Source organism: Mycobacterium sp. NGS18 (assembly GCF_059813185.1).
Genome location: NZ_JCALEC010000003.1, coordinates 419155 through 444639, shown reverse-complemented (window position 1 = coordinate 444639; position 25485 = coordinate 419155). Strand labels below are relative to the sequence as shown.

Here is a 25485-nt window from a genome sequence, read left to right as displayed (position 1 = left end):
CTCCCGCGCCTATGGCGGCGGCGCGGGAGGCGGCAGCAGCGGAATGGTGATCGGCGGCAGCCCCGGAATCTCCACCACCGTCGAGCCCACCGGCGGCGGCATGCCCTCCGGCGGCGGCGGTGGTGGCGGCGGGATGCCGTTGCTCACCTCGATGGTGATGATGGATCCGGGGATGGTCTGGCCGTTCGGCGAGGTGCCGACCACCGCTCCGGAGCGGGCGCTGCTGTTGACCCAGTTCGGCTGGTCGGCGACCTGGAAGCCGACCTCTTTGAGTCGTGCCCGCGCGGCGTCGACCTCCAGGCCGACGACGCTGGGCACCCGGGAGTTGGGTCCGCCATCGACGTAGCGCGGGTCGGTCGGCGGCATCACGACGTCGCCGAAGTCGGTGGCGATCGGCTTCATCGCGGCGAACCAGGTGCGGGCCGGCTCGTTGCCGCCGTACAGATCGCCGTCACCGCAGTGCCGCAGCGGGAACGAACACAGGTCCGACGGCGAGCTGGAGTCGTCGAAGATGTAGTTGGCCGCCGCGTAGCGGTTGGTGAAGCCCAGGAAGCCCGAGGACCGGTGCGCCTCGGTGGTGCCGGTCTTGCCCGACATGGGCAGGTCCCAGCCCACCGAGCCGGCCGCGGGCGACGCCGTGCCGCCGCCGGCGATGTCTTTACTCAACGCGTTGGCCAGGGTGTTCGCCAGCCCCTCGGGAATCACCCGGTCGCAGGTCTCGGTGGCCACGGCCACCTCGTTGCCGTTGCGGTCGAAGACCTTGTCGATCGGATTCGGCGGGCACCACACGCCGCCGGAGGCCAGGGTGGCGGCGACATTGGACAGCTCCAACGCGTTGACCTCGATCGGGCCCAGGGTGAACGACCCCAGGTTCTGTCGTTTGACGAAGTCGGCCAGGCTCTCGTTGCTGTCCGGATCGTAGTCGCGGGCGGTGCCGGGATCGGCGTAGGAACGCAGCCCCAGCTTGATCGCCATGTCGACGGTGCGGCCCACCCCGACCTGGGAGATGAGCTTGGCGAACGCGGTGTTGGGCGAGGTGGCCAGCGCGGTGGTGACGTTCATCGGCGACCGGTAGGGGGCGACGTTGACCACGCACCAGGTCTCCTTCGGGCAGCCCTTGGCGCCGCCGCTGCCCATGCCCTTGGTCTGGAACCGGCCCGGCACCTCCAGGTCGGCGCTGATGCCCATGCCCATCTCCAGCGCGGCGGCCACCGTGAAGGTCTTGAAGATCGACCCGGCACCGTCACCGACCAATGAGAACGGTTGCGGCCGCATGGTTTCGCCGATCTCACCGTTGAGCCCGTAGGTGCGGTTGCTGGCCATCGCCAACACCGGGTGTGCGTCGCTGCCGGGCTTGATCACACTCATCACGCTCGCGACGCCCTGCACGTTCGGGTTGGCGAAATTGTCGATCGCCTGCTTGACCGGGCCCTGCACGTCGGGGTCCAGCGTGGTGCGGATGACGTAGCCGCCGCGGGCCACCTGTTCTTTGCTGATGCCGGCCCGGGTCAGGTACTCCTGCACGTAGTCGCAGAAGAAGGCCCGGTCGCCGGCTGCGATGCAGCCTCGCGGCAACTCGTTGGGTTGCGGCAGGATGCCCAGCGGCTCCTCCTTGGCCGCCCGCAGCGCGTCGGCCTGGTCGGGCAGATTCTCGATCATGGTGTCCAGCACCAGGTTCCGCCGTGCCAGAGCCCCCTCGGGATTGGTGTAGGGGTTCAGCGCGCTGGTCGACTGCACCATCCCGGCCAGCAGCGCCGCCTGCTGCCAGTTCAGATCCGAGGCGTCGACGCCGAAATAGGTCTGGGCCGCATCCTGGATGCCGAACGAGTTGTTGCCGAACGACACCAGGTTCAGGTAGCGGGTCAGGATCTGCGGCTTGCTGAAGGTGCGGTCCAGGGTGAGCGCCATCCGGATCTCGCGCAGCTTGCGCGCCGGGGTGGTCTCGACCGCGGCGCGCTTCTCGGCATCGGTCTGGGCCAGCACCAGCAGCTGGTAGTTCTTGATGTACTGCTGCTCGAGGGTGGACCCGCCGCGGGTGTCGATGTCCCCGGAGGCGTAGCCGGCCAGCCCGGTCAACGTGCCCTTCCAGTCGACGCCGCTGTGCTCGGCGAACCGCTTGTCCTCGATCGAGACGATCGCCAGCTTCATGGTGTCGGCGATCTTGTCGCTGGGAACCTCGAAGCGGCGCTGCGAGTACAACCACGCGATCGTGTTGCCCTTGGCGTCGACCATCGTCGACACCGCCGGCACCTCACCGCTGACCAGTTGGGCCGATCCGTTGGCCACCACGTCGGAGGCCCGGTTGGAGATCAGGCCGATACCGCCCGCGACCGGGAACAGCAAGGCCGCCATCAGCACGGCGGCCAGCAAACAACACCCGGCCAGTTTGAGCACGGTGGGGCCGGTCGGGGGACGCTCCGACATGGCTAACACCCTAACGCCGGTAGCCGGTGGCGCTCACCGAAGTCCCCAGCAGAACCCGAACGGCCGGATCCGCTGAATTGCCGCCGACGTCAGAAAAGGCCGGGTCGACCGCGTCCGCAGCGGCTCGTGGCCGCGTAGATCATGATCGGACGGCACGGTTGTCCCAAAAAAGGGGGCATCTACCAGTTGCGCAGATGCCACCTGACCACCTAACTTGGACATCGAGTGCGATTCAGGTAACACTGATGACACGATGTGGCGTAGATCGCACTAGCGGTCGACGTTGATGTTGAATAGGTGGCTGCCGGGGCGGCCGGGACGGAGGATCGTCAGTGTCTCTTACACGGCCAGCGGTTCAAAAGACCAGCACACCAGTGGCTGCACCTTCCCAGCCTCCCCGAACCGTCCTCCGCGGTGTTCAGGACGAGGGCAGGATCGCCTGGGTCTCCAAGGCGCTCTGCCGGGGCGCTGACCCCGATGAACTCTTCGTACGTGGTGCCGCGCAGCGCAAGGCGGCGGTGATCTGCCGGCACTGCCCGGTGGTACTCGAATGCCTCGCCGACGCCCTGGACAACCGGGTCGAGTTCGGCGTGTGGGGCGGCATGACCGAGCGGCAACGCCGGGCGCTGCTCAAACAGCACCCCGAGGTCACCTCCTGGCGGGAGTACTTCGCCGCCCAGCGCAAACAGCGCGACGCCGGCTGAACCGCCGAACGGCTACTTCGCCGTCAGCTGGTCGGCGATCGCGCTCAGTGCCTCCAGGTCGGAGACATCGAACGGCAGTGACGGAACCCCGACGATGGGCACGCGCGGGTTCGCCCGGGTGAAGCGCGACAGCAGCCGGACCTCACGCTTGGCGGTGGCGCCGCGCTCGGCGTGAATCCGCAGGGCAGCGATGGCGAGCGCATTGGCCCCTTCGTTGGCGTTGGCTTCCTGCAACGTCTCGATACCGTCGATGGCGCGCTCGATGGGCAGCTCGCACAGCATCGGATGGGTCCGGTTGAGGATCAGCCCGGCCAGCGGCATGTGCTCGCCGGCGAGCCGGTCGACGAAGAACGACGCCTCGCGCAACGCATCGGGCTCCGCGGCCGACACCACCACGAACTGGGTGCCACGGCGCTTGAGCAGTTCGTAGGTGCGATCCGCCTTCTCCCGGAAACCGCCGAACGTGGCGTCCAAGGATTGGACGAAACCGGCCGCGTCGGAAAGCATTTGCGAGCCCAGCACGGTCGACAGCGCCTTCATCGCCAAGCCCAGCGCGCCGGCGACCAACTTGCCGAAGCCGCGACCGGGACCCAGCAGCAGCTTCCACAACCGGCTGTCCATGAAACTGCCCAGGCGCTTCGGCGCGTCCAGGAAGTCCAGGGCGTTACGCGACGGCGGGGTGTCGACCACCACCAGATCCCAGCGGTCCTCGGCGAGCAGCTGGCCGAGTTTCTCCATGGCCATGTATTCCTGCGTGCCGGACAGCGAAGTGGCCACCGTTTGATAGAACTGGTTGTTCAAGATGGCCTCCGCCCGCTCCGGGCCGGAGTACTGCGTCACCATCTCGTCGAACGTGCGACGCATGTCGAGCATCATCGCGTGCAGTTCGCCGGACACCTCCGGACCCAGCGGCACCCGCTGCGGGGTGTTGCCCAGGGCGTCGATACCCATGGCCTGCGCCAGCCGCCGGGCCGGGTCGATGGTCAGCACCACCACGCTGCGGCCGTATTCGGCGGCCCGCAGCGCCATCGCGGCGGCGGTGGTCGTCTTGCCGACGCCGCCGGCGCCGCAACACACCACCACGCGGTTGGCGGTGTCGGCCAGGATTGCGGCCATGTCCAGTGCCAGCGGCTTGCCGGCCGGGTCGGGTGTCATCGAACCCCCTGTCGGGCGAGGATCTCGGAGAGCTCATAGAGGCTGCCGAGGTCGACCCCGTCGGTGATCGTCGGCAGATGCAGGCGCGGCACGTCCAGTTGCTTCAACTGCTCGGCTGTTTCAGTGCGGGCAGAAATGCGGGTGGCGTGCTGGATGGTCTCGGTCAGCAGGCCGGCGAAATCGTCGTCGTCCAGGGTGATCCCGGCCGCGGACAGGCCGGCCCGCACGGCGTCGGCATCGACGACCCCTTCGGCGGCCTTGGTCAGGTCGGCGGGGTCCAGGTGGGCGGGAATGTCGCGGTTGACGATCACGCTGCCGATCGGCAGGTCCAGTTCCCGCAGTTCGTCGATGGCCTCCAGGGTCTCCTGCATCGGCAGGGACTCCAGCAGCGTCACCAGGTGGATCGCGGTCTGATCCGAGTGCAGCAGCTTCACGACACCGTCGGCCTGCGAATGCACCGGGCCGCCCTTGGCCAGCTGTGAGACGGCCTTGGTGACGTCGAGGAACCGGGCGATGCGGCCGGTGGGCGGCGCGTCGACCACGATCGCGTCGTAGACCGGCTTCTTGTTCTTGTCGGTCTGGATCACGTGGTATTTGATCTTGCCGGTGAGGATGACGTCCCGCAGGCCCGGTGCGATGGTGGTGGCGAACTCGACGGCCCCCACGCGGCGCATCGCCCGTCCGGCGATACCCAGGTTGTAGAACAAGTCGAGGTATTCCAGGAACGCGGCTTCGATGTCCATCGCCAGCGCGTCGACCTGTCCGCCGTCCTCGGCGGTCGCGACCTTGAGTGGGGCAATGGGCAGTGGCGGTACGTCGAAAAGCTGCGCAATGCCTTGTCGCTCTTCGACTTCCACCAGCAGCACCCGACGTCCGCCGGCCGCCAGCGATAGCGCCAGCGCGGCCGCCACCGTCGTTTTGCCGGTGCCGCCTTTGCCGGTCACGAAATGCAGCCGGGCCTTGGATAAACGCGAAGGCCAGCCGATGGCGGTCTCGCCGCTGGGTGTGGCTGTCACCACTGCATGCTAACCAAGCGCTTGTGGGTGCTAGCGATAAGCTCGCTCCCATGAGCGAACGCACCGTGTGGGAGTACGCCAACGTCCCGTTGATCACGCACGCCACCAAGCAGATCCTCGATCAGTGGGGCGAGGACGGCTGGGAGTTGGTCACCGTGCTTCCCGGGCCGTCCGGTGAGCAGCTCATCGCCTTCTTGAAGCGACCGAAATGAGCTGGCGGGCCCGGTTGACCGAACTCGGGATCGAGCTGCCCGAGACAGCCGCGCCGTTGGCCGCGTACGTGCCCGCGGTGCGGACCGGCGACCTGGTCTACACCTCCGGTCAGCTGCCGATGCACAACGGCAAACTGGCCCGCACCGGCAAGGTGGGCGCTGAGGTCAGCCCGGAGGACGGGTATGCGCTAGCCCGGATCTGCGCCCTGAACGCACTGGCCGCGGTGGACGCCCTGGTCGGGCTCGACTCGGTGACCCGGGTGGTCAAGGTGGTCGGGTTCGTCGCCTCCGGCCCGACCTTCAACGGCCAGCCCGGGGTGATCAACGGCGCCTCCGAGCTACTGGGCGAGGTCTTCGGCGACGCCGGCGCGCATGCCCGCTCGGCCGTCGGGGTATCGCAGCTGCCGCTGGATGCCCCGGTAGAGGTGGAGTTGATATTGGAAGTCGGCTAGGCGTGTCACCGACTCATCCCGCCTACGGGCAGCTGCGGCCGGTCACCGAGACCGCGTCGGTGCTGCTGGCCGACAACCCCGGCCTGATGGCCCTGGAGGGCACCAACACCTGGGTGCTGCGGGGTCCGCGCAGTAACGAAGTGGTGATCGTCGACCCCGGCCCCGACGACGACGAACACATCAGCCGGCTCGCCGAGGTCGGCAAGATCGCGCTGGTGCTGATCAGCCACCGGCACTTCGACCACACCGATGCCATCGACAAGCTGGCCGACGCGGTCGGGGTGCCGGTGTATTCGGCCGGCAGCGGGTTTCAGCGCCGGCTCGGCGGCGGCCTGTCCGACGGACAGGTGATCGACGCGGCCGGGCTGCGCATCACGGTGTTCGCCACCCCGGGCCACACCGCCGACTCGCTGTCGTTCGTGCTGGATGACGCCGTTTTGACCGCCGACACCGTGCTGGGCCGCGGCACCACCGTGATCGACACCGAGGACGGCGACCTGGCGCACTACCTGGACTCGCTGCAGCGGCTGCGCGGGCTGGGCGGGCGGACGGTGCTACCCGGGCACGGACCGGAGCTGGCGAATATCGACGCCGTGGCCGCGGGATACCTGGCGCATCGCGAGCAACGCCTCGACCAGGTGCGCTCGGCGTTGGCCGCGCTCGGAGACGACGCCACCGCACGCCAGGTCGTCGAACACGTCTACACCGACGTCGACGAGGAGTTGTGGGGCGCCGCCGAGTGGTCGGTGCAGGCCCAACTGAACTACCTGCGGGCTACCTAGTCACCGCGAACAGTCCCCCGCAAGCGGGAGGTGCCCCCAGCGTAGGCCCCCTTTTCTTGCCGCAATTGGGGGCTTTCGCGTCTGCTCGGGGGAGAGTTAGCGCGCGCGGCGGGCCAGCCGCTCGGAGTCGGAGATCAGTACGCTCTTGCCCTCGAGCCGGATCCAGCCGCGGTGGGCGAAGTCGGCCAGCGCCTTGTTCACCGTCTCCCGGGAGGCCCCGACCAGCTGGGCGATCTCTTCCTGGGTCAGGTCGTGGGTGACCCGCAGGGCCCCACCTTCCTGGGTGCCGAACCGCTGCGCCAGCTGCAGCAGCTGCTTGGCGACCCGGCCGGGCACGTCGGTGAAGATCAGGTCCGCCAGGTTGTTGTTGGTGCGGCGCAGCCGGCGGGCCAACACCCGCAGCAGCTGCTCGGCGATCTCGGGCCGATCGGAGATCCACGACCGCAGCGCGTCGCGGTCCATCGAGACCGCCCGCACCTCGGTGATGGTGGTCGCGCTCGAGGTCCGCGGGCCCGGGTCGAAGATCGACAACTCACCGAACATGTCCGACGGGCCCATGATGGTCAGGAGGTTCTCCCGGCCATCCGGCGACCGGCGGCCGATCTTCACTTTCCCGGAGACGATGATGTACAGCCGATCGCCGGGCTCTCCTTCGGCGAACACGGTATGTCCGCGCGGAAAGTCCACGGGCTGAAGCTGCTTGGTCAGCGCGGCGACGGCGCTGGGCTCAACTCCCTGGAAGATTCCGGCCCTCGCCAGGATCTCGTCCACGTTGCCCCTTAAGTGCTCTTGATGAAAATGTGAATCGCGCAAGCGCCAGCCTCTAGCCGACTAGCCATCTGAGTCTACGGCTAGGCGGCAAGAGACGTGCCAACGCTACACACGATTGGCGCGCCGAGTCCGGGGAAACTGCGGATTCGTCGTCTCCACCTGGCTCAACCCGGTCTCAATGCGCTCCAGCCCCACCGCTGCCAGCATCAGCAACGCAGGTATGGCGGTGATCAGCAGCCAGGACACAAGGTGACAGTAAACCTGGGCAAGGTCTCATTGCGGTCACAAATTAGTACCCTGTCGGAGGTGACAGTGGACAAAGACTCCCGAGCGTCGCGCAACGAGACCCGAACCGGGCTGGTGCGACGCGCTCGGCGGATGAATCGCTCTCTGGCGCAGGCGTTTCCGGATGCCCACTGCGAATTGGACTTCACCACGCCGCTGGAACTGGCCGTAGCCACGGTGTTGTCGGCCCAATGCACCGACGTGCGGGTCAACCTCACGACCCCGACGCTGTTCGCCCGGTACCCGACCGCGCTGGACTACGCCCAGGCCGACCGTGCCGAGTTGGAAGAGTTCATCCGGCCTACCGGTTTCTACCGCAACAAGACGACGTCGTTGATCAACCTCGGTCAGGCGCTCGTCGAGCGGTACGACGGTGAGCTGCCCGCCACCATGGACGAATTGGTGCGTCTTCCCGGCGTGGGGCGCAAGACCGCCAACGTAATCCTGGGCAACGCGTTCGGGGTACCGGGCATCACCGTCGACACCCACTTCGGGCGTCTGGTGCGGCGGTGGGACTGGACCCGCGAGGAGGACCCGGTCAAAGTCGAGCACGCCGTCGGTGAGCTGATCGAACGCAAGGAATGGACGTTGCTGTCGCACCGGGTGATCTTCCACGGCCGGCGGGTCTGTCACTCTCGCAAACCGGCCTGCGGCGTCTGCGTGCTGGCCAAGGACTGCCCCTCATTCGGGCTCGGGCCCACCGATCCGATGGAGGCCGCCGTGCTGGTCAAAGGCCCCGAGACCGAGCACCTGCTGGCCCTGGCCGGGCTGTAGCGGCCTCGCGCGGATGAGGCCGATGAGAACCGGGTGGACCGTGACGGTGGTGGCGGTCCTGGCGGTGACGGCCGCGCTGCTCGCCGGGCTGGTGACCGAACTGCGCCGCGAGCCGGTCCAGCCGGGCCGCAGCTCGCCGGTACCCGCGGCCGGACCTGACCTCGACAACCTGCGCAAACGTGCCGGCCTGCCGCCCTGCCGGGTCGGCCCGGACGGCGCCGGCCCGGCCGCCCTGCGCGACGTCACCGTCGAATGCGCAGCCGACGGTGCGCCCGTCGACGTGGCGGCGATGGTCGCCGGCCGGCGGGTGGTGCTGAACCTGTGGGCGTACTGGTGCCGGCCGTGCCGCGAGGAGTTGCCCGCGCTCGCCGAATACCAGCGCCGTGCCGGGCCGGACGTGACGGTGGTGACCGTGCACCAGGATGACAACCAGACTGCCGGGTTGGCGCTGCTCACCGAGCTGGGCGTGCGGCTGCCCACCCTGCAGGACGGCCGCCGTCAGGTGGCGGCGGCGTTGCGGGTGCCCAACGTGATGCCCGCGACCGTGGTGCTGGCCGCGGACGGTAGCGTTGCCCGCATCCTGCCGCAGTCCTTCGCCACCGCCGAGGAGATCGCCGCCGCCGTGGAGGGCAGCGGGCGCTGACGTGGGGCGGCCAGGATCCGGCACAGAGGGAGACGCGGTGAGCGCTGGCGAATCGCGGCCGTCGCCCCCGTCCTGGCTGCACCCGCTGGTCGACAACGTCGAGAAGATGCCGAAGGCCTATCTGCACCGGCTGCCCGCCGACGTCCGCGCGATGGTCACCGCGGCCAGCGCCAAGGCCCGCGTGACCGGGCACGGCCGCGACGCAGCGGTGCTGGTGCTGTTCTCCGGCCCGCCGTCGGATAGCGGCATTGATTCGGCCGACCTGCTGGTCACGGTGCGCGCCTCGACACTTCGCCATCACGCCGGGCAGGCCGCATTCCCGGGCGGGGCAGTCGATCCCGGCGACTCCGGCCCGGTGGCCACCGCGCTGCGAGAGGCCAACGAGGAGACCGGAATCGACCCGGGCCGGGTGCACCCGCTGGTGGTGCTGGAGAAGATCTTCATCGCCCCCTCGGGATTCCAGGTGGTGCCGGTGCTGGCCTACTCCGAAGATCCCGGGCCGGTGAGCGTGGTGGACCCGGCCGAGACCGCTGTGGTGGCCCGGGTTCCGGTCCGGGCATTCATCAACCCCGAGAACCGGTTGATGGTTTACCGTGATGCGCGCAGCCGGCGATGGGCCATGCCGGCGTTCCGGCTCAACGAGATGCTGGTCTGGGGCTTCACCGCCCAGGTGATCTCGGCGATGTTGGACGTGGCCGGCTGGGCGCAGCCCTGGGACCACACCGAGGTGCGCGGGCTGGACGAGGCCATGGCTCTGCTTGGAGGAGAACCTGGTGGAACGGGGATGACTGGGATATGACGTCGTCGCAGTGGCTGGACATCGCCGTGCTGGCGATCGCCTTCGTTGCCGCAGTGTCCGGCTGGCGCTCCGGCGCGCTCGGCTCGCTGCTGTCCTTCGTCGGCGTGGCGCTCGGCGCGATGGCCGGGGTGCTGCTGGCCCCGCACCTGATCGAGCACGTCGCCGGTGCCCGGCTGAAACTGTTCGCCGCACTGTTTCTGATCCTGGCCATGGTTGTGATCGGCGAGGTCGCCGGGGTGGTGTTGGGCCGGGCGGTGCGCGGAGCGATCCGCAGCCCCGGGGTCCGGGGCGTGGACTCGATCATCGGCGTGGCGCTGCAGTTGGTGGTGGTGCTGATCGCGGCCTGGTTGCTGGCCACCCCGCTGACCGCCTCCGATCAGCCGAATCTGGCTGCCGCGGTCAACGACTCACGAGTCCTGCGTCAGGTCGACGATATCGCGCCGGGCTGGCTCAAGAACGTGCCGCGACGGTTGTCGGCGGTGCTCGACGACTCCGGGCTGCCGGCCGTGCTGGAACCGTTCAGCCGCACCCCGATCGCCTCCGTGGATGCGCCGGACCCCGGACTGGCCGCGAGCCCGGTCGTCGAGACCACCTCGCCGAGCGTGCTGCGGATCCGCGGTGTGGCGCCCAACTGCCAGAAAGTGTTGGAGGGCACCGGTTTTGTGATCTCGCCCAACCGGGTGATGACGAATGCGCACGTGGTCGCCGGCTCGGACAGCGTCACCGTGGAAAGTGGCACCAAATCGTATGACGCCACAGTGATCTCCTTCGACCCCAAGGAAGACATCTCGATTCTGGCCGTGCCGGATCTGCCGTTGCCGCCGTTGGCGTTCGCCTCCTCGCCGGCCGAACCCGACACCGACGCACTGGTGCTGGGCTACCCCGGCGGCGGGGTCTTCGAGGCGACCCCGGCCCGGGTGCGCGACATCATCAACCTCGAAGGGCCCGACATTTACCGCAGCGCGACCGTCACCCGCCGGGTCTACACGATCAGAGGCACTGTGCAGCAAGGCAATTCCGGCGGGCCGATGATCGACATGGACGGCCGGGTACTCGGCGTGGTGTTCGGCGCGGCCGTTGACGACGCCGACACCGGCTTCGTGATGACCGCCGAAGAGGTGGCCAACCAACTCGCCCGGATCGGCGACACCGCACCGGTCTCGACCCAGACCTGCGTCGGCGGAGAGTAACTGTGCCGATGGCGGCGACCCGCCGCGCCCGGCTTCGCCGCGCTTGCGACCGCCGCTAGGCCTGCTGCAGGAACCGCATCAGCTGGGCGTTGACCGCATCGGGGGCTTCCTCGTGGGCGAAATGCCCTACGCCGGGCAATGACACGTACTGGCCGTGCGGTGCATACCGCCGGGTCCGCTCGACCGGATCGGCGAGCACGTAGGGGTCGTCGGCGCCGCGTAGATGCAGCAGCGGGATGTCCAGTGTCCGCAGATCCAGTGCCTTCATGAACCGCCGGCCCTCGGAGCGCAGTTGACTGCGCACCGCCCAGCGCTGGTATTCCAGCGCGGAGTGCGCCGCCGACGGAATCTGGATCGCGGTGCGCAGATGCCCGATGGTCTCGGAGAAATCCTCGCTGGCATGCCAATTCGCGCCGGCTCTGCTGCGCACCAGGTGTTCGATTTCGGCGCCGTCGCGGCGGGTCAGGGTGCGCTCCGGCCAGAACGGTATCTGGTAGCGCAGCAACCACGGCAGCAGCGCCCGGCCCTGATCGGCACGGGTCAGCGCTGAGTTCCGTAGGGCCGCCGGATGCGGCGAACTGACCACCGCGATGGCGCGCACCAGCCGGGGGTGCAGCAGCGCGGTCGCCCAGCACACCAGGCCGCCGTCGGCGTGGCCGACCAGGATCGCCGAGGAGTGCCCCAAGGCCCGGATCAGCCCGGCGGTGTCGCCGGCCAGGGTCCAGCCGTCGTAGCCGCGGGGCGGCTTGTCGCTGCCCCCGTAGCCGCGCAGGTCGACCGCGACGACGCGCACCCCGGTCAGCCCGCGCAGTTGATGACGCCAGGTCCACCAGAACGAGCCGAACCCGTGTAGCAGCATCACCAACGGCCGCGTCATCGGCGGCGTGTCGGCCGATGCGTCGTCCGGTGTGGCCTCGACGACATGGAAGCGAATGCCGTTGGCGTGGATGTCCCAATGTCGCCACGGCCCGTCGATGCGAGTGACCGACGGATCCGGTGGCGGCACTACCAGCCCGAGGGATCGGTGGTCGGTTTGCCGTCATGCGCCGCCACCGCGTGCGGCCCCGACGCATGCAGCCGCGCGGGGTCGGGGCGCAGCGCATCGCGCGTCTCCCGCACCGATTCGATGGTTTGGCGCGGTCCCCGGATGCGCCGGACCCGCAGAAAGCCCAACAACGCCAAGGCCACGGCGAACGTCAGCATGACCCCGAAGACGATCAGGTAGGCGGCCCAGTCCTGCAGCCAGATGTCGATCACCTCGGCGAGGAAGAAGAAGAAAAAGAAGGTGGAGTAGAACAGCACGACCAGGGCCGCGATGAAGAACACGCTGCCGGTCAGGCCCTTCTTGACATCACGGGTGATCTCGGCGCGGGCCAGTTCGACTTCCGCGCGGACCAGCGTCGACATCTGCGCCGTCGCGTCCTTGACCAGATCACCCAGCGACGGGTCGGCGGGCAGTGCGTGCGGATCGGCCAGCGGGATGGTCGCCAGGGTATTGGGCACCCCGTTGCGGTCCGCCTTCGCCGCGGCGCGTTTTGCGTTTCTGCGATCGGCCTTGCTCACTGGCTGTCCTCCCGTTCGCTGTCGTCGCGGCTTAATGTTGCCATGCCGCGGCGGCGCCGAGGCGCGACCCCGCTAAAGCTGCGGACGGATCGAGCGGTGCGCGCGTTAGGCTGTTTTATCCCCCTCGGGGGTGGAGCTGATCGGACGGGAGAGCCGCTGTGCAGATTGCACACCGCTGGTTGCTGCGCGCTATGGCGCCGCTGCTGACATGGACGGCGTGCGCCGCCGTGGCCACGCTTGCCGCCCCGGTCCCAGTGGTCAGCGCCGACGCCAAGGTGCTGATGGGCGGTGGAGCCGGCATCGTCGTCGACGGCGACACGATGTGCACGCTGACAGCGATCGGCCACGACAAGACCGGTGCACTGATCGGCTTCACGTCGGCGCACTGCGGCGGTCCGGGTGCGGAGGTCGCCGCCGAGGGGGCAGAGGCCAACGGCACGATCGGCCACATGGTGGCGGGCAACGACGGCCTGGACTATGCGGTGATCGAGTTCGACCCCGACAAGGTGACGCCGGTGTCCAACTTCGGCGGCTTCATCATCGGCGGCATCGGACCGGACCCCTCCTTCGGCCAGATCGCTTGCAAACAGGGCCGCACCACCGGCAACTCCTGCGGTGTCACCTGGGGACCGGGCCAGGACCCGGGAACCATCGTGATGCAGGTGTGCGGCCGCCCAGGCGATTCCGGCGGGCCCGTCGTGGTGAACAACATGCTGGTCGGCATGATTCACGGGGCGTTCAGCGAGGCGCTGCCCACCTGCGTGGTCAAGTACATTCCGTTGCACACACCCGCGGTCGTGGTGTCGATCAACGCCGTACTCGGTGACATCAGCGAAAAAGACCGGCCGGGCACGGGTTTCGTCCCGGTCCCCTAGGCGATCAGTCGGCGGCCCGGATCGCGTCGAACACGCTAGGGTCCACCAGGGTTGAGGTGTCGCCGAGTTCGCGTCCGTCGGCGACGTCACGCAGCAGTCGCCGCATGATCTTGCCGCTGCGGGTCTTGGGCAGTTCCGGGACCAGGTGCACGTTGCGGGGGCGCGCGATCGGCGAGATCTCGACGGTGACCCGTTGGCGCAGTTCGTCGATGATCGCCCCGCCGACCTCGCGGTGCGACGCCGCCAGCACCACGAACGCGCAGATCCGTTGACCGGTCTGCTCGTCGAGGGCCCCGACCACGGCGGCCTCGGCCACCGCGGCATGACCGACCAGCGCGGACTCCACCTCGGCGGTGGAGATGCGATGCCCCGACACGTTCATCACGTCGTCGATGCGGCCCAGCACCCAGATGTCGCCGTCGGCGTCGTAGCGGGCGCCGTCACCGGCGAAATACCAGCCCTGCTCGGCGAAGCGCGCCCAGTAGGTGTCGATGAAGCGCTGCTCATCGCCCCAGATGCCGCGGGCCATCGACGGCCAGGGCGCATCGATCACCAGATATCCCGACACCGGTTCGCCGCCGGAGTCCTGGGGGGAGACCAGATCGCCGTGGTCGTCGACGATGCGTGCGGAGATCCCGGGCAGCGGCCGCATCGCGGCACCCGGCTTGGCCGCGGCCACCCCGGGCAGCGGGCAGATCATCGTCGCGCCGGTCTCGGTCTGCCACCAGGTGTCGACCACCGGTACCGCGTCGGCCCCGATCACCCGCCGGTACCAGCGCCAGGCCTCCGGGTTGATCGGCTCACCGACCGAACCCAGCAGCCGCAGACTGGACAGGTCGTGGGCGTCCGGCACCTGGCGGCCCCACTTCTTGAAGGTGCGGATCAGCGTGGGAGCGGTGTAATAGATTGTCACACCGTACTTTTCGATGATCTGGAAGTGCCGGTGCTGGTCCGGATACTCCGGGGTGCCCTCGTAAATCACCTCGGTGGCGCCGTTGGCCAGCGGTCCGTAGACGGCGTAGGTGTGGCCGGTGACCCAGCCGATGTCCGCGGTGCACCAGAACACGTCGGTGTCGGCTCGCAGATCGAACACGCAGTAGTGCGTGTAGGCGGCCTGGGTCAGATACCCGCCGCTGGTGTGCACGATGCCTTTCGGCTTGCCCGTGGTGCCCGAGGTATACAGCAGGAACAGCGGCTGCTCGGCCTCAAACGCCTCCGGGGTGTGCTGCGGTGATGCCGCGTCGACCACGTCGTGCCACCACAGGTCGCGGCCCGGCGCCCACGCCACCTCGCCACCGGTGCGTCGCACCACCAGCACATGCTGTACCGACTCGGCACCGGTGACCGCCTCGTCGACCGCCGGCTTGAGCGCCGCAGCCTGGCCGCGCCGGTACTGCCCGTCGGAGGTGATCACCACCTTCGCCTGCGCGTCGTCGATGCGGGATCGCAGCGCATGTGCGGAGAACCCGGCGAACACCACGGTGTGCAGCACACCCAACCGGGCGCACGCGAGCATCGCGATGATCGCCTCGGGAATCATCGGCAGATAGATCGCCACCCGATCACCGGCGACCAGACCGAGACCGCTCAGCGCATTGGCGGCTCGGCTCACCTCGGCGAGCAGCTCCGCATAGGTGATGGTGCGGGCGTCGTCGACCGGCTCGCCCTCCCAGTGGATGGCCACCCGGTCGCCGTGGCCGGCCTGCACATGGCGGTCCACGCAGTTGTAGGCGACGTTGAGCTTGCCGTCGGCGAACCAGCGGGCGAACGGCGGCCGGGAGTAGTCCAGCACCTCGGTGAACGGCCTGTCCCAGTGCAGGCGGTTGGCCTGCTCGGCCCAGAACACGAGCCGGTCCTGCTCGGCGGCGCGGTAGGCCTCGGCGCCGGTATTGGCGCGGGCGGCGAACTCGGGGGAGGGCGGGTACGAGGGCAGCGAATCGGCGGCGGCGCTATCAGCGTTCTGGCTCACGGTCAGCAGCCTAGCCACCCGCCGGTAGTGTCACAGCCCGTGATCACCGACCCATTGGCACCGCTGCTCGAATTGCCCGGTGTCGCCGAGGCCAGCGAAAAGGTCCGCGATGAGCTGGCGCGGGCTCATCGCCACAAGACCAACGTGCGGGGTTGGCCGGTCAGTGCCGCCGAGGCGTCGCTGCGGGCGGCCCGGGCGTCGTCGGTGCTCGACGGGGGCCCCACCACGGTGGACGCGCGCGCGGCAGGCGATCCGGTGTTCGCCGGGGCGCTGCGGGTCGCCCAGGCCCTGGAGGGCGGGGAAGGCTCGCTGGTCGAGGTGTGGCGGCGGGCCCCGCTGCAAGCGCTGGCCCGGCTGCACGTGCTGGCCGCCGCCGATCTGGTCGACGAAGACAACCTCGGCCGCCCGCGCGGCGGCGCAGAGGTGGGCCGCAGGCTGGAGATGCTGGCCGACCTCGCCACCGGTGGCACCACGGTGCCGGCGCCGGTGTTCGCCGCGGTGGTGCACGGCGAGCTGCTCACGCTCGCGCCGTTCGGCAGCGCCGACGGCGTGGTCGCCCGGGGGGCGTCCCGGTTGGTGACGATCGCCAGCGGGCTGGACCGCCGCGGGCTGGGGGTTCCGGAGGTGACCTGGATGCGCAAGGCCGGCGAGTACCGTCGCGCGGCGCAAGGATTCGCCGGCGGTTCCACCGAGGGGGTGACCGCCTGGCTACAGGGCTGCTGCGCCGCGATGCACGCCGGCGCTCTGGATGCTCTCGGGATAGCTGAAGCGGGCGCCAAGCGCTGATCCGACGGCCGGCTGGCAAGAACGAAGCGGGCGGCGTGCCGAAAGATTCGGCTCGCCGCCCGCTAGTACGGTACACGGTTACCAAGCGTCCAACGTGGGCTGCGTGGGTGGCCTCGGCGCTCGTGCGGTGTTCTTCGGCTGCTGCCCCACCCAAAGGGCTGTCGACACCGTTTACGTTCCGCAATTACGCAGGCCCGCAACACTTCTGCCATCTTCGCGGCTATGGCTCCGCGTGGGTACCGCTATCCGTACTGGGAAGTGCGGCTCGGGAGATCGATCCTTCTCTTCCGGGTCGACCCTGGCCTCGCCGGGCTTCCGTGCTTCCTTTGTACTACGTGATCCACGACACAGCAAGGCCCAATTGCGGTCGGCCGGAATGACGTCACCCGATTGTGACCGGCGGTGTTTGCTGGGAGGGTCAGAACGCCAGCCGGCGCAGCAGCGAGTAGGTCAGCGCCCCGGCAGCGACAGCGCTGATGCCGACCGCCGCGGTGGTGGCCACCGCCGCACCGGAGGGCGCCGAAATGCGGTCGCGCAGCGACACCGGCCGGGAGAAGGCGAGCACCGGCCACCCGTGCGCGATCGCCTCCTTGCGCAATGCCCGGTCCGGGTTCACCGCCGAGGGGTGGCCGACCGCCTGCAGCATCGGCAGGTCGGTGATCGAATCCGAATAGGCGTAGCAGTGCTCCAGCGGGTAGCCCTCCCGAGCGGCCAGCTCCCGGATGGCCTGCACCTTGCCTTCCCCGTAGCAGTAGAACGCGATCTCGCCGGTGTACTTGCCGTCGGCGACGACCATGCGGGTCGCCATGGCGTGCGTGGCACCCAGTGCCCGGGCGATCGGCGCGACGATCTCCTCGCCGGAGGCCGAGACCACCACCACGTCGCGGCCGCAGAGTTTGTGGTCGGTGATCAGCTCCGCCGCCTCGGCGAACACCAGTGGGGTGACGATGTCATGCATCGTCTCGTTGACGATCGCCTTGACCTGTTCGACGTTCCAGCCGGTGCACATGTTGGTCAGATGGGTGCGCATCCGCTCCATCTGATCGTGGTCGGCGCCGGACAACAGCATGAGGAACTGGGCGTAGCTCGACTTGAGTACGGTGCGGCGGTTGATCAGTCCCTGGTCCATAAAAGGTTTGCTGAAAGCCAGTGCGCTGGACTTGGCGATCACGGTGTGGTCGAGGTCCAGGAAGGCTGCGGTGCGGGTTCGACTGCCCGCCTGCCCCGGCGATCGCAGCGACTGCGGCTGGCGGGTGCCCGGGTCGGAAGCGGTCACCGGTACAGCATAGGGGCGAGGGGCCGGCCGGCCCGCTGCTATGCCGGAAAGAGCACTTCAGCGGCCGTGGAGCCGAAGTGCCGACATTTGGCGGCAACACTTGCGCCGGACCGGCCTGTCGTGTGTATAGTGGCATCACTCGGCTTATGCTGAGGGTGTATCGGCCCGACCCCCCGGGGCTGATACGCGACGACCTCCGCCTCCTCCCCCCCTGGCGGGGGTCGTCTTTTTTAACCGGTCATTCTTCGCTGGAACGGACTCAAATCGTTCCCGAACGTCGTCCAGAACCCGAATTATGATCCGATCCGACTTGATATTGCGGCTTCTGCTGTCCGGCAGTTCTACACAGTCGCAGCCCCCATCCACATCTGTCGCCTAACGGCTGGCGCGGCAGGGATCTCGCCGCCACGGTGAAGGCGTGAGCACCGCCGCCGGCCTGTTGGCCCTTGTCACCCAACCCGGATTGCGTGACGAACTGGATCGGGTGGGCGCGGCGGTGGGCGTGCGGGTCATTCACCTCGGCGGCGCGATACCGAGCCGCAAGGCCTGGGCGGCGGCCGCAGCGGTGGTGCTCGACGAAGCCGCGGCCGCCTGTTGTCCGGCAGCCCGGCTACCGCGCCGCGCGCACGTCATCGTGCTCACCGCCGCCGAGCCCAGCGCGGCCAGCTGGCAGGCCGCCGTCGCGGCCGGGGCGCAGCGCGTCCTGGCCCTGCCCGCCGACGGCAACGAACTGGTGGCCGAACTCGCCGAGGCGGCTGACGCGGTGCGTGACGGCGGGCGCCGCGGCGAGGCCATCGCGGTGATCGGCGCCCGCGGCGGAGCCGGCGCATCGCTGCTGGCGACCGCGCTGGCGCAGCGTGCCGGAGACGCGCTGTTGGTCGACCTGGACGCCTGGGGCGGCGGTATCGACCTGCTGGCCGGCACCGAGAACGCCGCCGGTCTGCGCTGGTGCGACCTGACCGCGCAGAGTGGGCGGCTGACCTGGCCGGCGCTGCGCGAAGCGCTGCCCCGCCGGCGCGGTGTGAGCGTGCTGTCCGGCACCCGGCACGGCCTCGAAGCCCGCGAGATCCGCGAGGTTGCGGCCGGACCCGTTGACGCCGTGCTGGATGCGGGCCGCCGCGGCGGGATCACCGTGGTCTGCGATCTTCCCCGCACGTTGACCGACCCGGTCGAGACCGCCCTGTCCGCAGCCGATCTCGTGGTCGTGGTCAGTCCCTGCGATGTGCGCTCGTGCGCGGCCGGCGCCGCGATCGCGCCACGACTGCACGCAGCCAACCCCAACGTGGGCGTGGTGGTGCGCGGGCCGGCTCCGGGCGGACTTCGCGCTGCCGAGGTCGCCGAGATCATCGGGTTACCGCTGCTGGCGAGCCTGCGAGCCGAGCCGCGGCTGGCCGAGCGACTCGAACACGCGGGCTTGCGCCTGCACCGCCGATCCGCACTGGCGATGGCCGCCGACCGGGTTCTCGACGTACTGCCCACGCGAAAGGCCGCGGCGGTATGAGGGACTCGTTGATCGACCGGGTCCGGGAACGGCTGGCTGCCGAGTCCGGCGAACTGCGTCCGCAGACGGTGGCCGCGGCGATCCGGGCCGAATCCGGCGGGGTGCTCGGCGACACCGAGCTGTTGTCCAACCTGCGGGTGCTGCAGACCGAACTGAGCGGCGCCGGCATTCTGGAACCCCTGCTGTGCGCGGCGGGCACCACCGATGTGCTGGTCACCGCACCCGATGCGGTGTGGGTCGACGACGGAGACGGGTTGCGGCGCACCGAGCTCCGGTTCGCCGACGAGGCAGCGGTGCGCCGGCTGGCCCAACGGCTCGCGGTGGCCGCGGGACGCCGGCTCGACGACGCCCAACCGTGGGTCGACGGTCACCTCAGCGGTATCGGCACCGGTGAGTTCACCGTGCGCCTGCACGCGATACTGCCGCCGGTGGCCGCCGACGGGACGTGCCTTTCGCTGCGGGTGCTACGGCCGGCCACCCAGGACCTCGCCGCGTTGGCCGCCGCCGGCGCCATCACACCACCGGCGACAGCACTGCTGGCCGACATCATCGATGCCCGGCTGGCGTTTCTGGTCTCCGGTGGTACCGGCGCCGGCAAGACCACCCTGCTGGCGGCCATGCTGGGAGCGGTGCAGTCCCGGGAACGCCTGGTCTGCGTCGAGGACGCGCCCGAATTGCAGCCCCGCCACCCGCATCTGGTCAGGCTGGTGGCGCGTGCGGCCAACGTCGAAGGCGCCGGCGAGGTGGGACTGCGCGACCTCGTCCGGCAGGCGCTACGGATGCGGCCGGACCGGCTGGTGGTCGGCGAGGTCAGGGGCGCCGAGGTGGTCGACCTGCTGGCCGCGCTGAACACCGGGCACGACGGCGGTGCGGGCACCGTGCACGCCAACAGCCCGGCTGAGGTCCCGGCCCGCCTGGAAGCACTCGCCGCGCTCGGCGGGCTGGACCGCGCCGGGCTGCACAGCCAATTGGCCGCGGCCGTCTTATCTGGTGTCGCGAGCATGTGTGTATGACTGTTACCGATTAGGTGCGTCCCGTGCCGATCAGCCTAATCGGGAACGATTGAATCGCACGGTGTGCCCGCCTAGGGATTGCGCGGCTGCCATCCCGGCCCGTTTCTCCTGTCGCCTGCCCGGTTGCACTGATTGCGCCCCGGGAGAGGGCTCACCCCGGGCGGTTGTCGTCTGTGCCCCTTTGACCGTCGGGCTGTGGAACTGCGGATTGGGCTTCCTGGGTCCGGTGAGTGGCCAGGAAGTCGTCGACGATGCGGGCGCAGTCGTGTGCGGTGATGGATCGCAGGCCGGTCATTCGTGCGAACGCGAGTGGTCCGATGAGTTGGCACAGTGCGAGATCCGGGTCCAGGCCGTCGAATTCAGCAGCGGCCTCAATGTCTTGCAGGATGGCGTCGAAGGGCTGCCGGTATTGGTTGATGACCCGCGCTCGCAGCGCCTGCGGGGCATGTTCGGTGCTGGCGTGATCGATTGTGGTCGGGCCCAGGGCGAGCCAGGCCAGCATGGTGATGTGTGCTGGGGCGTCGGCGAACAGCGCAGACTGTCGGGTGAGCAGTTCGATGAGTCGTTCGCGCAATGTCCCACTGGCCGGCCCGGGTGGGGTTACTTGAGGTAAGAGTCGCTCGAAGGTGGCCGCGAGCAACTGCGATGAGCTGCCGAAATGGCGGTAGAGGGTGGTGCGGGCCACCTTGGAAGCTTTGGTGACCGCCTCGATGGTGACGGCTTCGATGCCACCGCTGCTGAGCAGCGCGGTCGCGGCGTCGAGCAAGCGGTTGCGCGACCGGGTCCGGCGGGGGTCAATATCGTCGTCATCGGGCACCGGCGGTACCTGCTCGCTGCTCACACCCACTCACCCCTCGCCTCATTCCAGATTCCCGACCAATTACCCGCGTCACCGCCCGTAACGGGTACCGTACCAACGGTAGCGCAGCGAAACTATGTGTACCGAAGGTGTCGTTGGTGGCCGATCACTCACCGCATCACGATGTCGCGTCCGGCCGCTCGGGTGCGGCACGGCCTGAGCTGCTGCCCGCACATACTCGGACGTGTATGGGTTGCGGACCGCAGAATCCGCACGGTCTGCAGCTGGTGGTTTACCGCAGCGGCGACACGGTGTACGCGGACGTGACTTTCGACGAACGCCACGTCGGCGCGCCCGGTCTGGCGCACGGCGGGGCGGTCGCCGCCGCCTGCGACGACGTGCTGGGGTTCGCGCTGTGGATTGCCGGCGCGCCCGCTGTGACACGCAGCCTGACCGTCGAATACCTCCAGCCGGTCGTGCTGCATCGATCCCACCGCATCACCGCGCACATTGCCTCCCGGGAAGGCCGCGTGCTGCACATCGGCGCAACCGGCACCGACCCCGAGGGGGCCACCCGATTCACCGCAAATGCGGTGTTCGTCGTGGTCACCGCCGATCACTTCGCCGCCTATGGCGACGTAGCAGCGTTCGAACATCTTCTTCGGCGGCTCGGGGACAACGGGGCGCCGAGCGATCCGGAATCCTGACCCGCAACCCGTAACGCTATTACTAGTAGCGCAGCGCTACTTGCCGTACCATTTCAGTGCAGACCGGTTGGGCGTCGACGGAGGTGCGCGATGTACACCACGTGGATCGAAGGTTGCACCGTGCAGCGGATGTCGTTGCAGGGTGATCTGGTGTTGAGCTTTGATGACGCCAACGAGGTAGTCATCAGTTGCCTGCTGTGGCTTGCCCTGCCGGCTAGCGGTGAGTTTCCGGCCGAGGAAGTGCTCATCGACCCGCGCGAGGTCGCCGCCCACCAACGTCCGCTACTGGATCTGGCGGGTGCGGTGTGCACGAAGGCATGCCACGACGATTCCGGTCGGCTACTCCTGAGCTTCTCCAACGGCCTGCGCATCGAGGTCAGCGCCAACGAGCGCGCCACCGCCTGGGAGCTCTACGGCAAACACCACGGTTACATGGCGTGCCTGCCGCACGGCAGGGTCAAGGTGGTCCGCCATGACATCCCCTACGACGAGGACGACAATGCCGGTGCAACGACCCCCAACTAAGGATCTTCGTCATCGCCGGCAGCCGAGTCATTGTGACCGGCGGCAGCGTCTTTCGTGGGCGCAGGCGCGGTGAGTGCGGACAACCCGGGCGGTGCGGGCACGGCAACCCTGCCTGTGCGGGCCCGCAACGGGGTGGCCGATCCGGGCCAATCCAGTGAGTACAGCAGCCGGTTAGCAACACTGGCCGGGTTCACGGTGCGTCATAAAGCACTGGTCATCGGCGGCTGGATCGCCGTCGCCGTGCTGCTTGCACTGGTGTTCCCGCAGCTGGAAACGGTGGTACGGCAGCAATCGGTGAACCTGATCCCCCGCGACGCCGCGTCGTTTCAAACCGTGGACCGCATGAGCGCGGCCTTCGGTGAACAGGGCTCCAAAACGATGCTGGTCGTGGCGATGGAAGACCCCGACGGCTTAACCGCGCCGGTGCGCAACCGCTATGAGCAGTTGGTGGTGCAGCTGCGCGCCGATACCGACCACGTCTTGCTGGTTCAAGATCTGCTCGCCGACCCGGTCACCGCGGCGCATGCGACCAGCAATGACGGCAAAGCCTGGTATCTGCCGGTGGGTGTGGCCGGCACCCTGGGTGACCCCAAGGCCGCCGAATCCGTCCAAGCCGTGCGCGACATCGCCGCCGGTTTATTCGCCGGTTCACCGACGACCGTGCACGTGACGGGCCCGGCGGCCACCTTCAACGACCAGATCGCTGCCGCCGAACACGACCTGCTGCTGATCTCGATCGCCACCGCCGCGCTGATCGCACTGATCCTGCTGATTGTCTACCGGTCGGTGTTCACCGCCTTGCTGCCCCTGCTGGTGATCGGGGTCAGCCTGGCCGTCGGCCGTGGTGTGCTGTCTGTCCTCGGCGAGAGCGGCATGCCCGTCTCGCAGTTCACCGTGGCGTTCATGACCGTGATCCTGCTCGGGGCGGGCACCGACTACACGGTGTTTTTGATCAGCCGCTACCACGAACAGCGCCGCGCACATGTCCCCGCCGATCAGGCCGTCATTCATGCCACCGCCAGCATCGGGCGCGTGATCCTGGCCTCGGCGGCCACCGTTGCGCTGGCCTTTTTTGCCATGGTTTTCGCTCGCCTCAGTGTTTTCGCCGGGCTCGGCCCGGCCTGCGCGGTCGCCGTGCTGGTCGGATTCCTGGCCACCGTGACCCTGTTGCCGCCGGTGCTGGCGCTGGCCGCCCGCCGTGGAATCGGCGAGCCGAAATCCGATCGAACCCGCCGCTACTGGAACAGTGTCGCTGTCGCGGTGGTCCGCCGGCCGGTGCCACTGTTGGCCGTGAGCCTGGTGATCCTGCTGGCCCTCTCGGCCATCGCCACCACGATGAAGATCAGCTACGACGACCGCAAAGGCCAGCCTGCCACCACCGCCAGCAACCAGGGTTACCAACTGCTGGATCGCCACTTCCCCAAAGACGTCGTCATCACCGAATTTCTCGTCGTGGAGAACCCCGACGACATGCGCACCAGCAAAGGTCTGGCCGACCTCGACGAGATGGCCTCCCGGGTCGCCCAAGTATCCGGGGTCACCAAAGTCATCGGGATAACCCGCCCCACCGGCACCCGTCTCGAACAAGCCCAACTGTCTTGGCAGAACAGGCAGATCGGCGACAAGATGGCCGACGCCGTCGCCGATGGCGACGCACGAAAAGGCGACCTCACTCAACTCACCGACGGCGCCGATCAACTCGCTGGCGGCCTGGCCCAGCTCGATGCCGCCCTGCACGCGATCTTGACCCCGCTGTCGGGCGTACTGGCCCGAGCCCAATCCGGTGACACCCTGCTGTGGTCATCTCGACCGTTGCTGCAAGAACTTTCGGCCTCCGCACCCACCGTCGACCAAGCCATCCAATCCGGCCCCGGGCTGCGGTCGCGGGCGGATCAAGCCGAAACCGCCCTCGCCGTGCTGGCCCCCCTCGTCGATGGCCTGAACACTTCCGAGTGGTGTGCCACCACGCCGCAATGCGCGCAAATCCGTAACCAGGTCCGGATCCTGGTGAGTTTGCGCGATAACGGATTCTTCACCGAAGTCGCCACCCTCGGCGATCGCTACAACCCTGACACCGACGCCACCATTGCTGGCACCCTTGCCGACATACAAGCCGCTGCCGCAGCACTTGACAAGGCCTTCGGAACTCAGGGTGATCCCGCGGACCCGGCCGGCAACATCGGCCGGCTCCAAGAGGGCGTCGGCCAACTCGCTTCCGGGGCGCAAGCGCTGGCCGCCGGTGTGCACGCCCTGGCCGACAGCAACATCGAAATGTTGGCTCGGATGGGCCAGGTCGCCGCCCAACTGCAGAACTCGGCCCGCGCCAGCGCCGGCTCTGACGCAGCGAGCGGTTTCTACCTGCCCGCCAGTGCCTTCGATAACCGTCAATTCACCGACGTTGCCAAACAATTCCTCTCACCCGATGGCAAAACCGCCCGCTTTGTCGTCGAATCCAGCTACGACCCCTACAGCGCGCAGGCGATCACCCTCGCCCGCCAGATCGTCGAGACCGCCGACACCGCCCGCCCCAACACCACCCTGGCCAACGCCACTATCGCCGTTGCCGGGTTCCCCGCCGTCAACTCCGACATCCAACGGCTCCTGTCGGCTGACTTCACCCAACTGGCCATCAGCACCCTGGTCATCGTCGGACTCATCCTCATCCTGCTCTTGCGCGCCCTGCTCGCCCCGCTATACCTGCTGGGGACGGTCGTGCTGAACTACCTGGCCTCACTGGGCATCGGAGTGCTGGTCTTCCAATGGGGACTCGGCTACGAAATCGCCTGGCCCGTCCCGTTGCTGGCTTTCATCATCCTGGTAGCCGTCGGCGCCGACTACAACATGCTGCTCGTCTCACGGCTGCGGGAGGAATCCAAACACAACATTCGCGTAGGGGTACTGCGCACCGTCGCCCGCACCGGCTCGGTCATCACCTCGGCCGGAATCATCTTCGCCGCCAGCATGTTCGGACTGATGTTCGGCTCCATCGCGATCATGATCCAAGTCGGCCTCATCATCGGCTGCGGACTCCTACTCGACACATTCCTCGTTCGCACCCTCACCGTCCCCGCCATCGCCACACTCCTGCGCGAAGCCAGCTGGTGGCCCAACACGCCGCGCTCTATCCCACCTCCACACCGTCAGGCCCGCCTGAGCGATCCGTATTACGACACAGGCACCCTGTAACCGCCGCAGATTGGGGGATTACGGCTACGGGTGCGTGGTTTCGGCGCCACAATGGCTGGAATCGCGAGTGAAGTGCAG

24 protein-coding genes and 1 pseudogene are annotated in these 25485 nt (G+C 68.5%); 15 read left to right on the top strand and 10 right to left on the bottom strand.

Features of this window, described 5'->3' with window-relative positions; translation table 11 throughout:
• Positions 1 to 9: 9 nt before the first annotated feature.
• Complete coding sequence (gene ponA2 / locus AC5Y31_RS08550) at positions 10 to 2424, bottom strand: transglycosylase/D,D-transpeptidase PonA2 (protein WP_065024574.1); 2415 nt, start codon at positions 2422 to 2424, stop codon at positions 10 to 12.
• 332 nt (positions 2425 to 2756) lie between these two features.
• On the opposite strand from ponA2, the gene AC5Y31_RS08545 reads away from it, so the two are divergent.
• Entirely contained in the window at positions 2757 to 3128 is a 372-nt protein-coding gene (locus tag AC5Y31_RS08545) for a WhiB family transcriptional regulator (RefSeq protein WP_065024575.1), read from the top strand.
• Between the two features lie 12 nt (positions 3129 to 3140).
• Here AC5Y31_RS08545 and bagB read toward each other — a convergent pair whose 3' ends face one another.
• Together bagB and bagA are read right to left on the bottom strand one after the other, a co-directional pair.
• Positions 3141 to 4283, bottom strand: coding sequence for an ATPase BagB (gene bagB, locus AC5Y31_RS08540; RefSeq protein ID WP_065024576.1), 1143 nt, complete (start codon positions 4281 to 4283; stop codon positions 3141 to 3143).
• On the bottom strand, positions 4280 to 5302 hold the full coding sequence (gene bagA, locus AC5Y31_RS08535) for an ATPase BagA (protein ID WP_065024577.1): 1023 nt from the start codon (positions 5300 to 5302) through the stop codon (positions 4280 to 4282). Before bagA ends, bagB begins: the two co-directional genes overlap by 4 nt.
• A gap of 47 nt (positions 5303 to 5349) precedes the next feature.
• On the opposite strand from bagA, the gene sp36 reads away from it, so the two are divergent.
• From sp36 to AC5Y31_RS08520, 3 genes are read left to right on the top strand one after another with little or no spacing between them, the layout of a single operon-like run.
• Positions 5350 to 5511, top strand: a complete 162-nt coding sequence (gene sp36, locus AC5Y31_RS08530; protein WP_019737648.1) for a Sp36 family protein — start codon at positions 5350 to 5352, stop codon at positions 5509 to 5511.
• Complete coding sequence (locus tag AC5Y31_RS08525) at positions 5508 to 5963, top strand: RidA family protein (protein ID WP_499979576.1); 456 nt, start codon at positions 5508 to 5510, stop codon at positions 5961 to 5963. The genes sp36 and AC5Y31_RS08525 overlap by 4 nt, the downstream gene beginning before the upstream one ends.
• Positions 5964 to 5965: 2 nt before the next feature.
• Positions 5966 to 6745 (top strand): MBL fold metallo-hydrolase, encoded by a 780-nt coding sequence (locus tag AC5Y31_RS08520; RefSeq protein WP_499979574.1) that lies wholly within the window; start codon positions 5966 to 5968, stop codon positions 6743 to 6745.
• 96 nt (positions 6746 to 6841) lie between these two features.
• On the opposite strand, the gene crp is transcribed toward AC5Y31_RS08520, so the two are convergent.
• On the bottom strand, positions 6842 to 7516 hold the full coding sequence (gene crp / locus AC5Y31_RS08515) for a cAMP-activated global transcriptional regulator CRP (RefSeq protein ID WP_013830875.1): 675 nt from the start codon (positions 7514 to 7516) through the stop codon (positions 6842 to 6844).
• Between the two features lie 105 nt (positions 7517 to 7621).
• Entirely contained in the window at positions 7622 to 7762 is a 141-nt protein-coding gene (locus AC5Y31_RS08510; protein ID WP_165606145.1) for a hypothetical protein, read from the bottom strand.
• Between the two features lie 132 nt (positions 7763 to 7894).
• On the opposite strand from AC5Y31_RS08510, the gene nth reads away from it, so the two are divergent.
• The 4 genes from nth to marP all read left to right on the top strand — a co-directional run bounded on the left by nth (position 7895) and on the right by marP (position 11207).
• Positions 7895 to 8575, top strand: a complete 681-nt coding sequence (nth, locus tag AC5Y31_RS08505; protein ID WP_499979772.1) for an endonuclease III — start codon at positions 7895 to 7897, stop codon at positions 8573 to 8575.
• 22 nt (positions 8576 to 8597) lie between these two features.
• Positions 8598 to 9218 (top strand): TlpA family protein disulfide reductase, encoded by a 621-nt coding sequence (locus AC5Y31_RS08500; protein ID WP_499979573.1) that lies wholly within the window; start codon positions 8598 to 8600, stop codon positions 9216 to 9218.
• Between the two features lie 106 nt (positions 9219 to 9324).
• A complete protein-coding gene (locus AC5Y31_RS08495; RefSeq protein WP_234787396.1) occupies positions 9325 to 10017 on the top strand; it encodes an NUDIX hydrolase in 693 nt (230 codons plus the stop codon).
• Entirely contained in the window at positions 10014 to 11207 is a 1194-nt protein-coding gene (gene marP / locus AC5Y31_RS08490) for an acid resistance serine protease MarP (RefSeq protein ID WP_065024583.1), read from the top strand. Before AC5Y31_RS08495 ends, marP begins: the two co-directional genes overlap by 4 nt.
• Positions 11208 to 11262: 55 nt before the next feature.
• On the opposite strand, the gene AC5Y31_RS08485 is transcribed toward marP, so the two are convergent.
• Together AC5Y31_RS08485 and AC5Y31_RS08480 are read right to left on the bottom strand one after the other, a co-directional pair.
• Positions 11263 to 12213, bottom strand: coding sequence for an alpha/beta fold hydrolase (locus AC5Y31_RS08485; protein WP_499979572.1), 951 nt, complete (start codon positions 12211 to 12213; stop codon positions 11263 to 11265).
• Positions 12213 to 12770: a phage holin family protein gene (locus tag AC5Y31_RS08480; RefSeq protein ID WP_065024585.1), complete on the bottom strand. Its 558-nt coding sequence runs from the start codon at positions 12768 to 12770 to the stop codon at positions 12213 to 12215. The genes AC5Y31_RS08485 and AC5Y31_RS08480 overlap by 1 nt, the downstream gene beginning before the upstream one ends.
• A 158-nt stretch (positions 12771 to 12928) precedes the next feature.
• On the opposite strand from AC5Y31_RS08480, the gene AC5Y31_RS08475 reads away from it, so the two are divergent.
• Positions 12929 to 13645: a chymotrypsin family serine protease gene (locus AC5Y31_RS08475; RefSeq protein ID WP_499979570.1), complete on the top strand. Its 717-nt coding sequence runs from the start codon at positions 12929 to 12931 to the stop codon at positions 13643 to 13645.
• Between the two features lie 4 nt (positions 13646 to 13649).
• Here the strand turns inward: AC5Y31_RS08475 and acs are convergent, their stop codons facing one another.
• Positions 13650 to 15614: an acetate--CoA ligase gene (acs, locus tag AC5Y31_RS08470; protein WP_499979568.1), complete on the bottom strand. Its 1965-nt coding sequence runs from the start codon at positions 15612 to 15614 to the stop codon at positions 13650 to 13652.
• Between the two features lie 39 nt (positions 15615 to 15653).
• Between acs and AC5Y31_RS08465 the strand changes: the two genes are divergently transcribed.
• Positions 15654 to 16400 (top strand): oxidoreductase, encoded by a 747-nt coding sequence (locus AC5Y31_RS08465; protein WP_301632942.1) that lies wholly within the window; start codon positions 15654 to 15656, stop codon positions 16398 to 16400.
• A 418-nt stretch (positions 16401 to 16818) separates the two neighbouring features.
• Here AC5Y31_RS08465 and AC5Y31_RS08460 read toward each other — a convergent pair whose 3' ends face one another.
• Positions 16819 to 17637, bottom strand: coding sequence for an HAD-IB family hydrolase (locus AC5Y31_RS08460; protein ID WP_065024600.1), 819 nt, complete (start codon positions 17635 to 17637; stop codon positions 16819 to 16821).
• Between the two features lie 457 nt (positions 17638 to 18094).
• On the opposite strand from AC5Y31_RS08460, the gene ssd reads away from it, so the two are divergent.
• Together ssd and AC5Y31_RS08450 are read left to right on the top strand one after the other, a co-directional pair.
• Positions 18095 to 19177, top strand: coding sequence for a septum site-determining protein Ssd (ssd, locus tag AC5Y31_RS08455; protein WP_499979567.1), 1083 nt, complete (start codon positions 18095 to 18097; stop codon positions 19175 to 19177).
• Positions 19174 to 20160: pseudogene (locus tag AC5Y31_RS08450) on the top strand (TadA family conjugal transfer-associated ATPase); the annotation flags it as partial. The gene ssd and the pseudogene AC5Y31_RS08450, both read left to right, overlap by 4 nt.
• Before the next feature lie 181 nt (positions 20161 to 20341).
• Here the strand turns inward: AC5Y31_RS08450 and AC5Y31_RS08445 are convergent.
• On the bottom strand, positions 20342 to 21031 hold the full coding sequence (locus tag AC5Y31_RS08445; protein ID WP_046284848.1) for a TetR/AcrR family transcriptional regulator: 690 nt from the start codon (positions 21029 to 21031) through the stop codon (positions 20342 to 20344).
• 206 nt (positions 21032 to 21237) lie between these two features.
• Between AC5Y31_RS08445 and AC5Y31_RS08440 the strand changes: the two genes are divergently transcribed.
• The 3 genes from AC5Y31_RS08440 (at position 21238) to AC5Y31_RS08430 (ending at position 25407) form a co-directional block, all read left to right on the top strand.
• Entirely contained in the window at positions 21238 to 21696 is a 459-nt protein-coding gene (locus AC5Y31_RS08440; protein ID WP_046284847.1) for a PaaI family thioesterase, read from the top strand.
• A 90-nt stretch (positions 21697 to 21786) separates the two neighbouring features.
• On the top strand, positions 21787 to 22221 hold the full coding sequence (locus AC5Y31_RS08435; protein ID WP_046284846.1) for a DUF6188 family protein: 435 nt from the start codon (positions 21787 to 21789) through the stop codon (positions 22219 to 22221).
• Between the two features lie 69 nt (positions 22222 to 22290).
• On the top strand, positions 22291 to 25407 hold the full coding sequence (locus tag AC5Y31_RS08430) for an MMPL/RND family transporter (RefSeq protein ID WP_082108291.1): 3117 nt from the start codon (positions 22291 to 22293) through the stop codon (positions 25405 to 25407).
• Positions 25408 to 25485 lie beyond the last annotated feature (78 nt).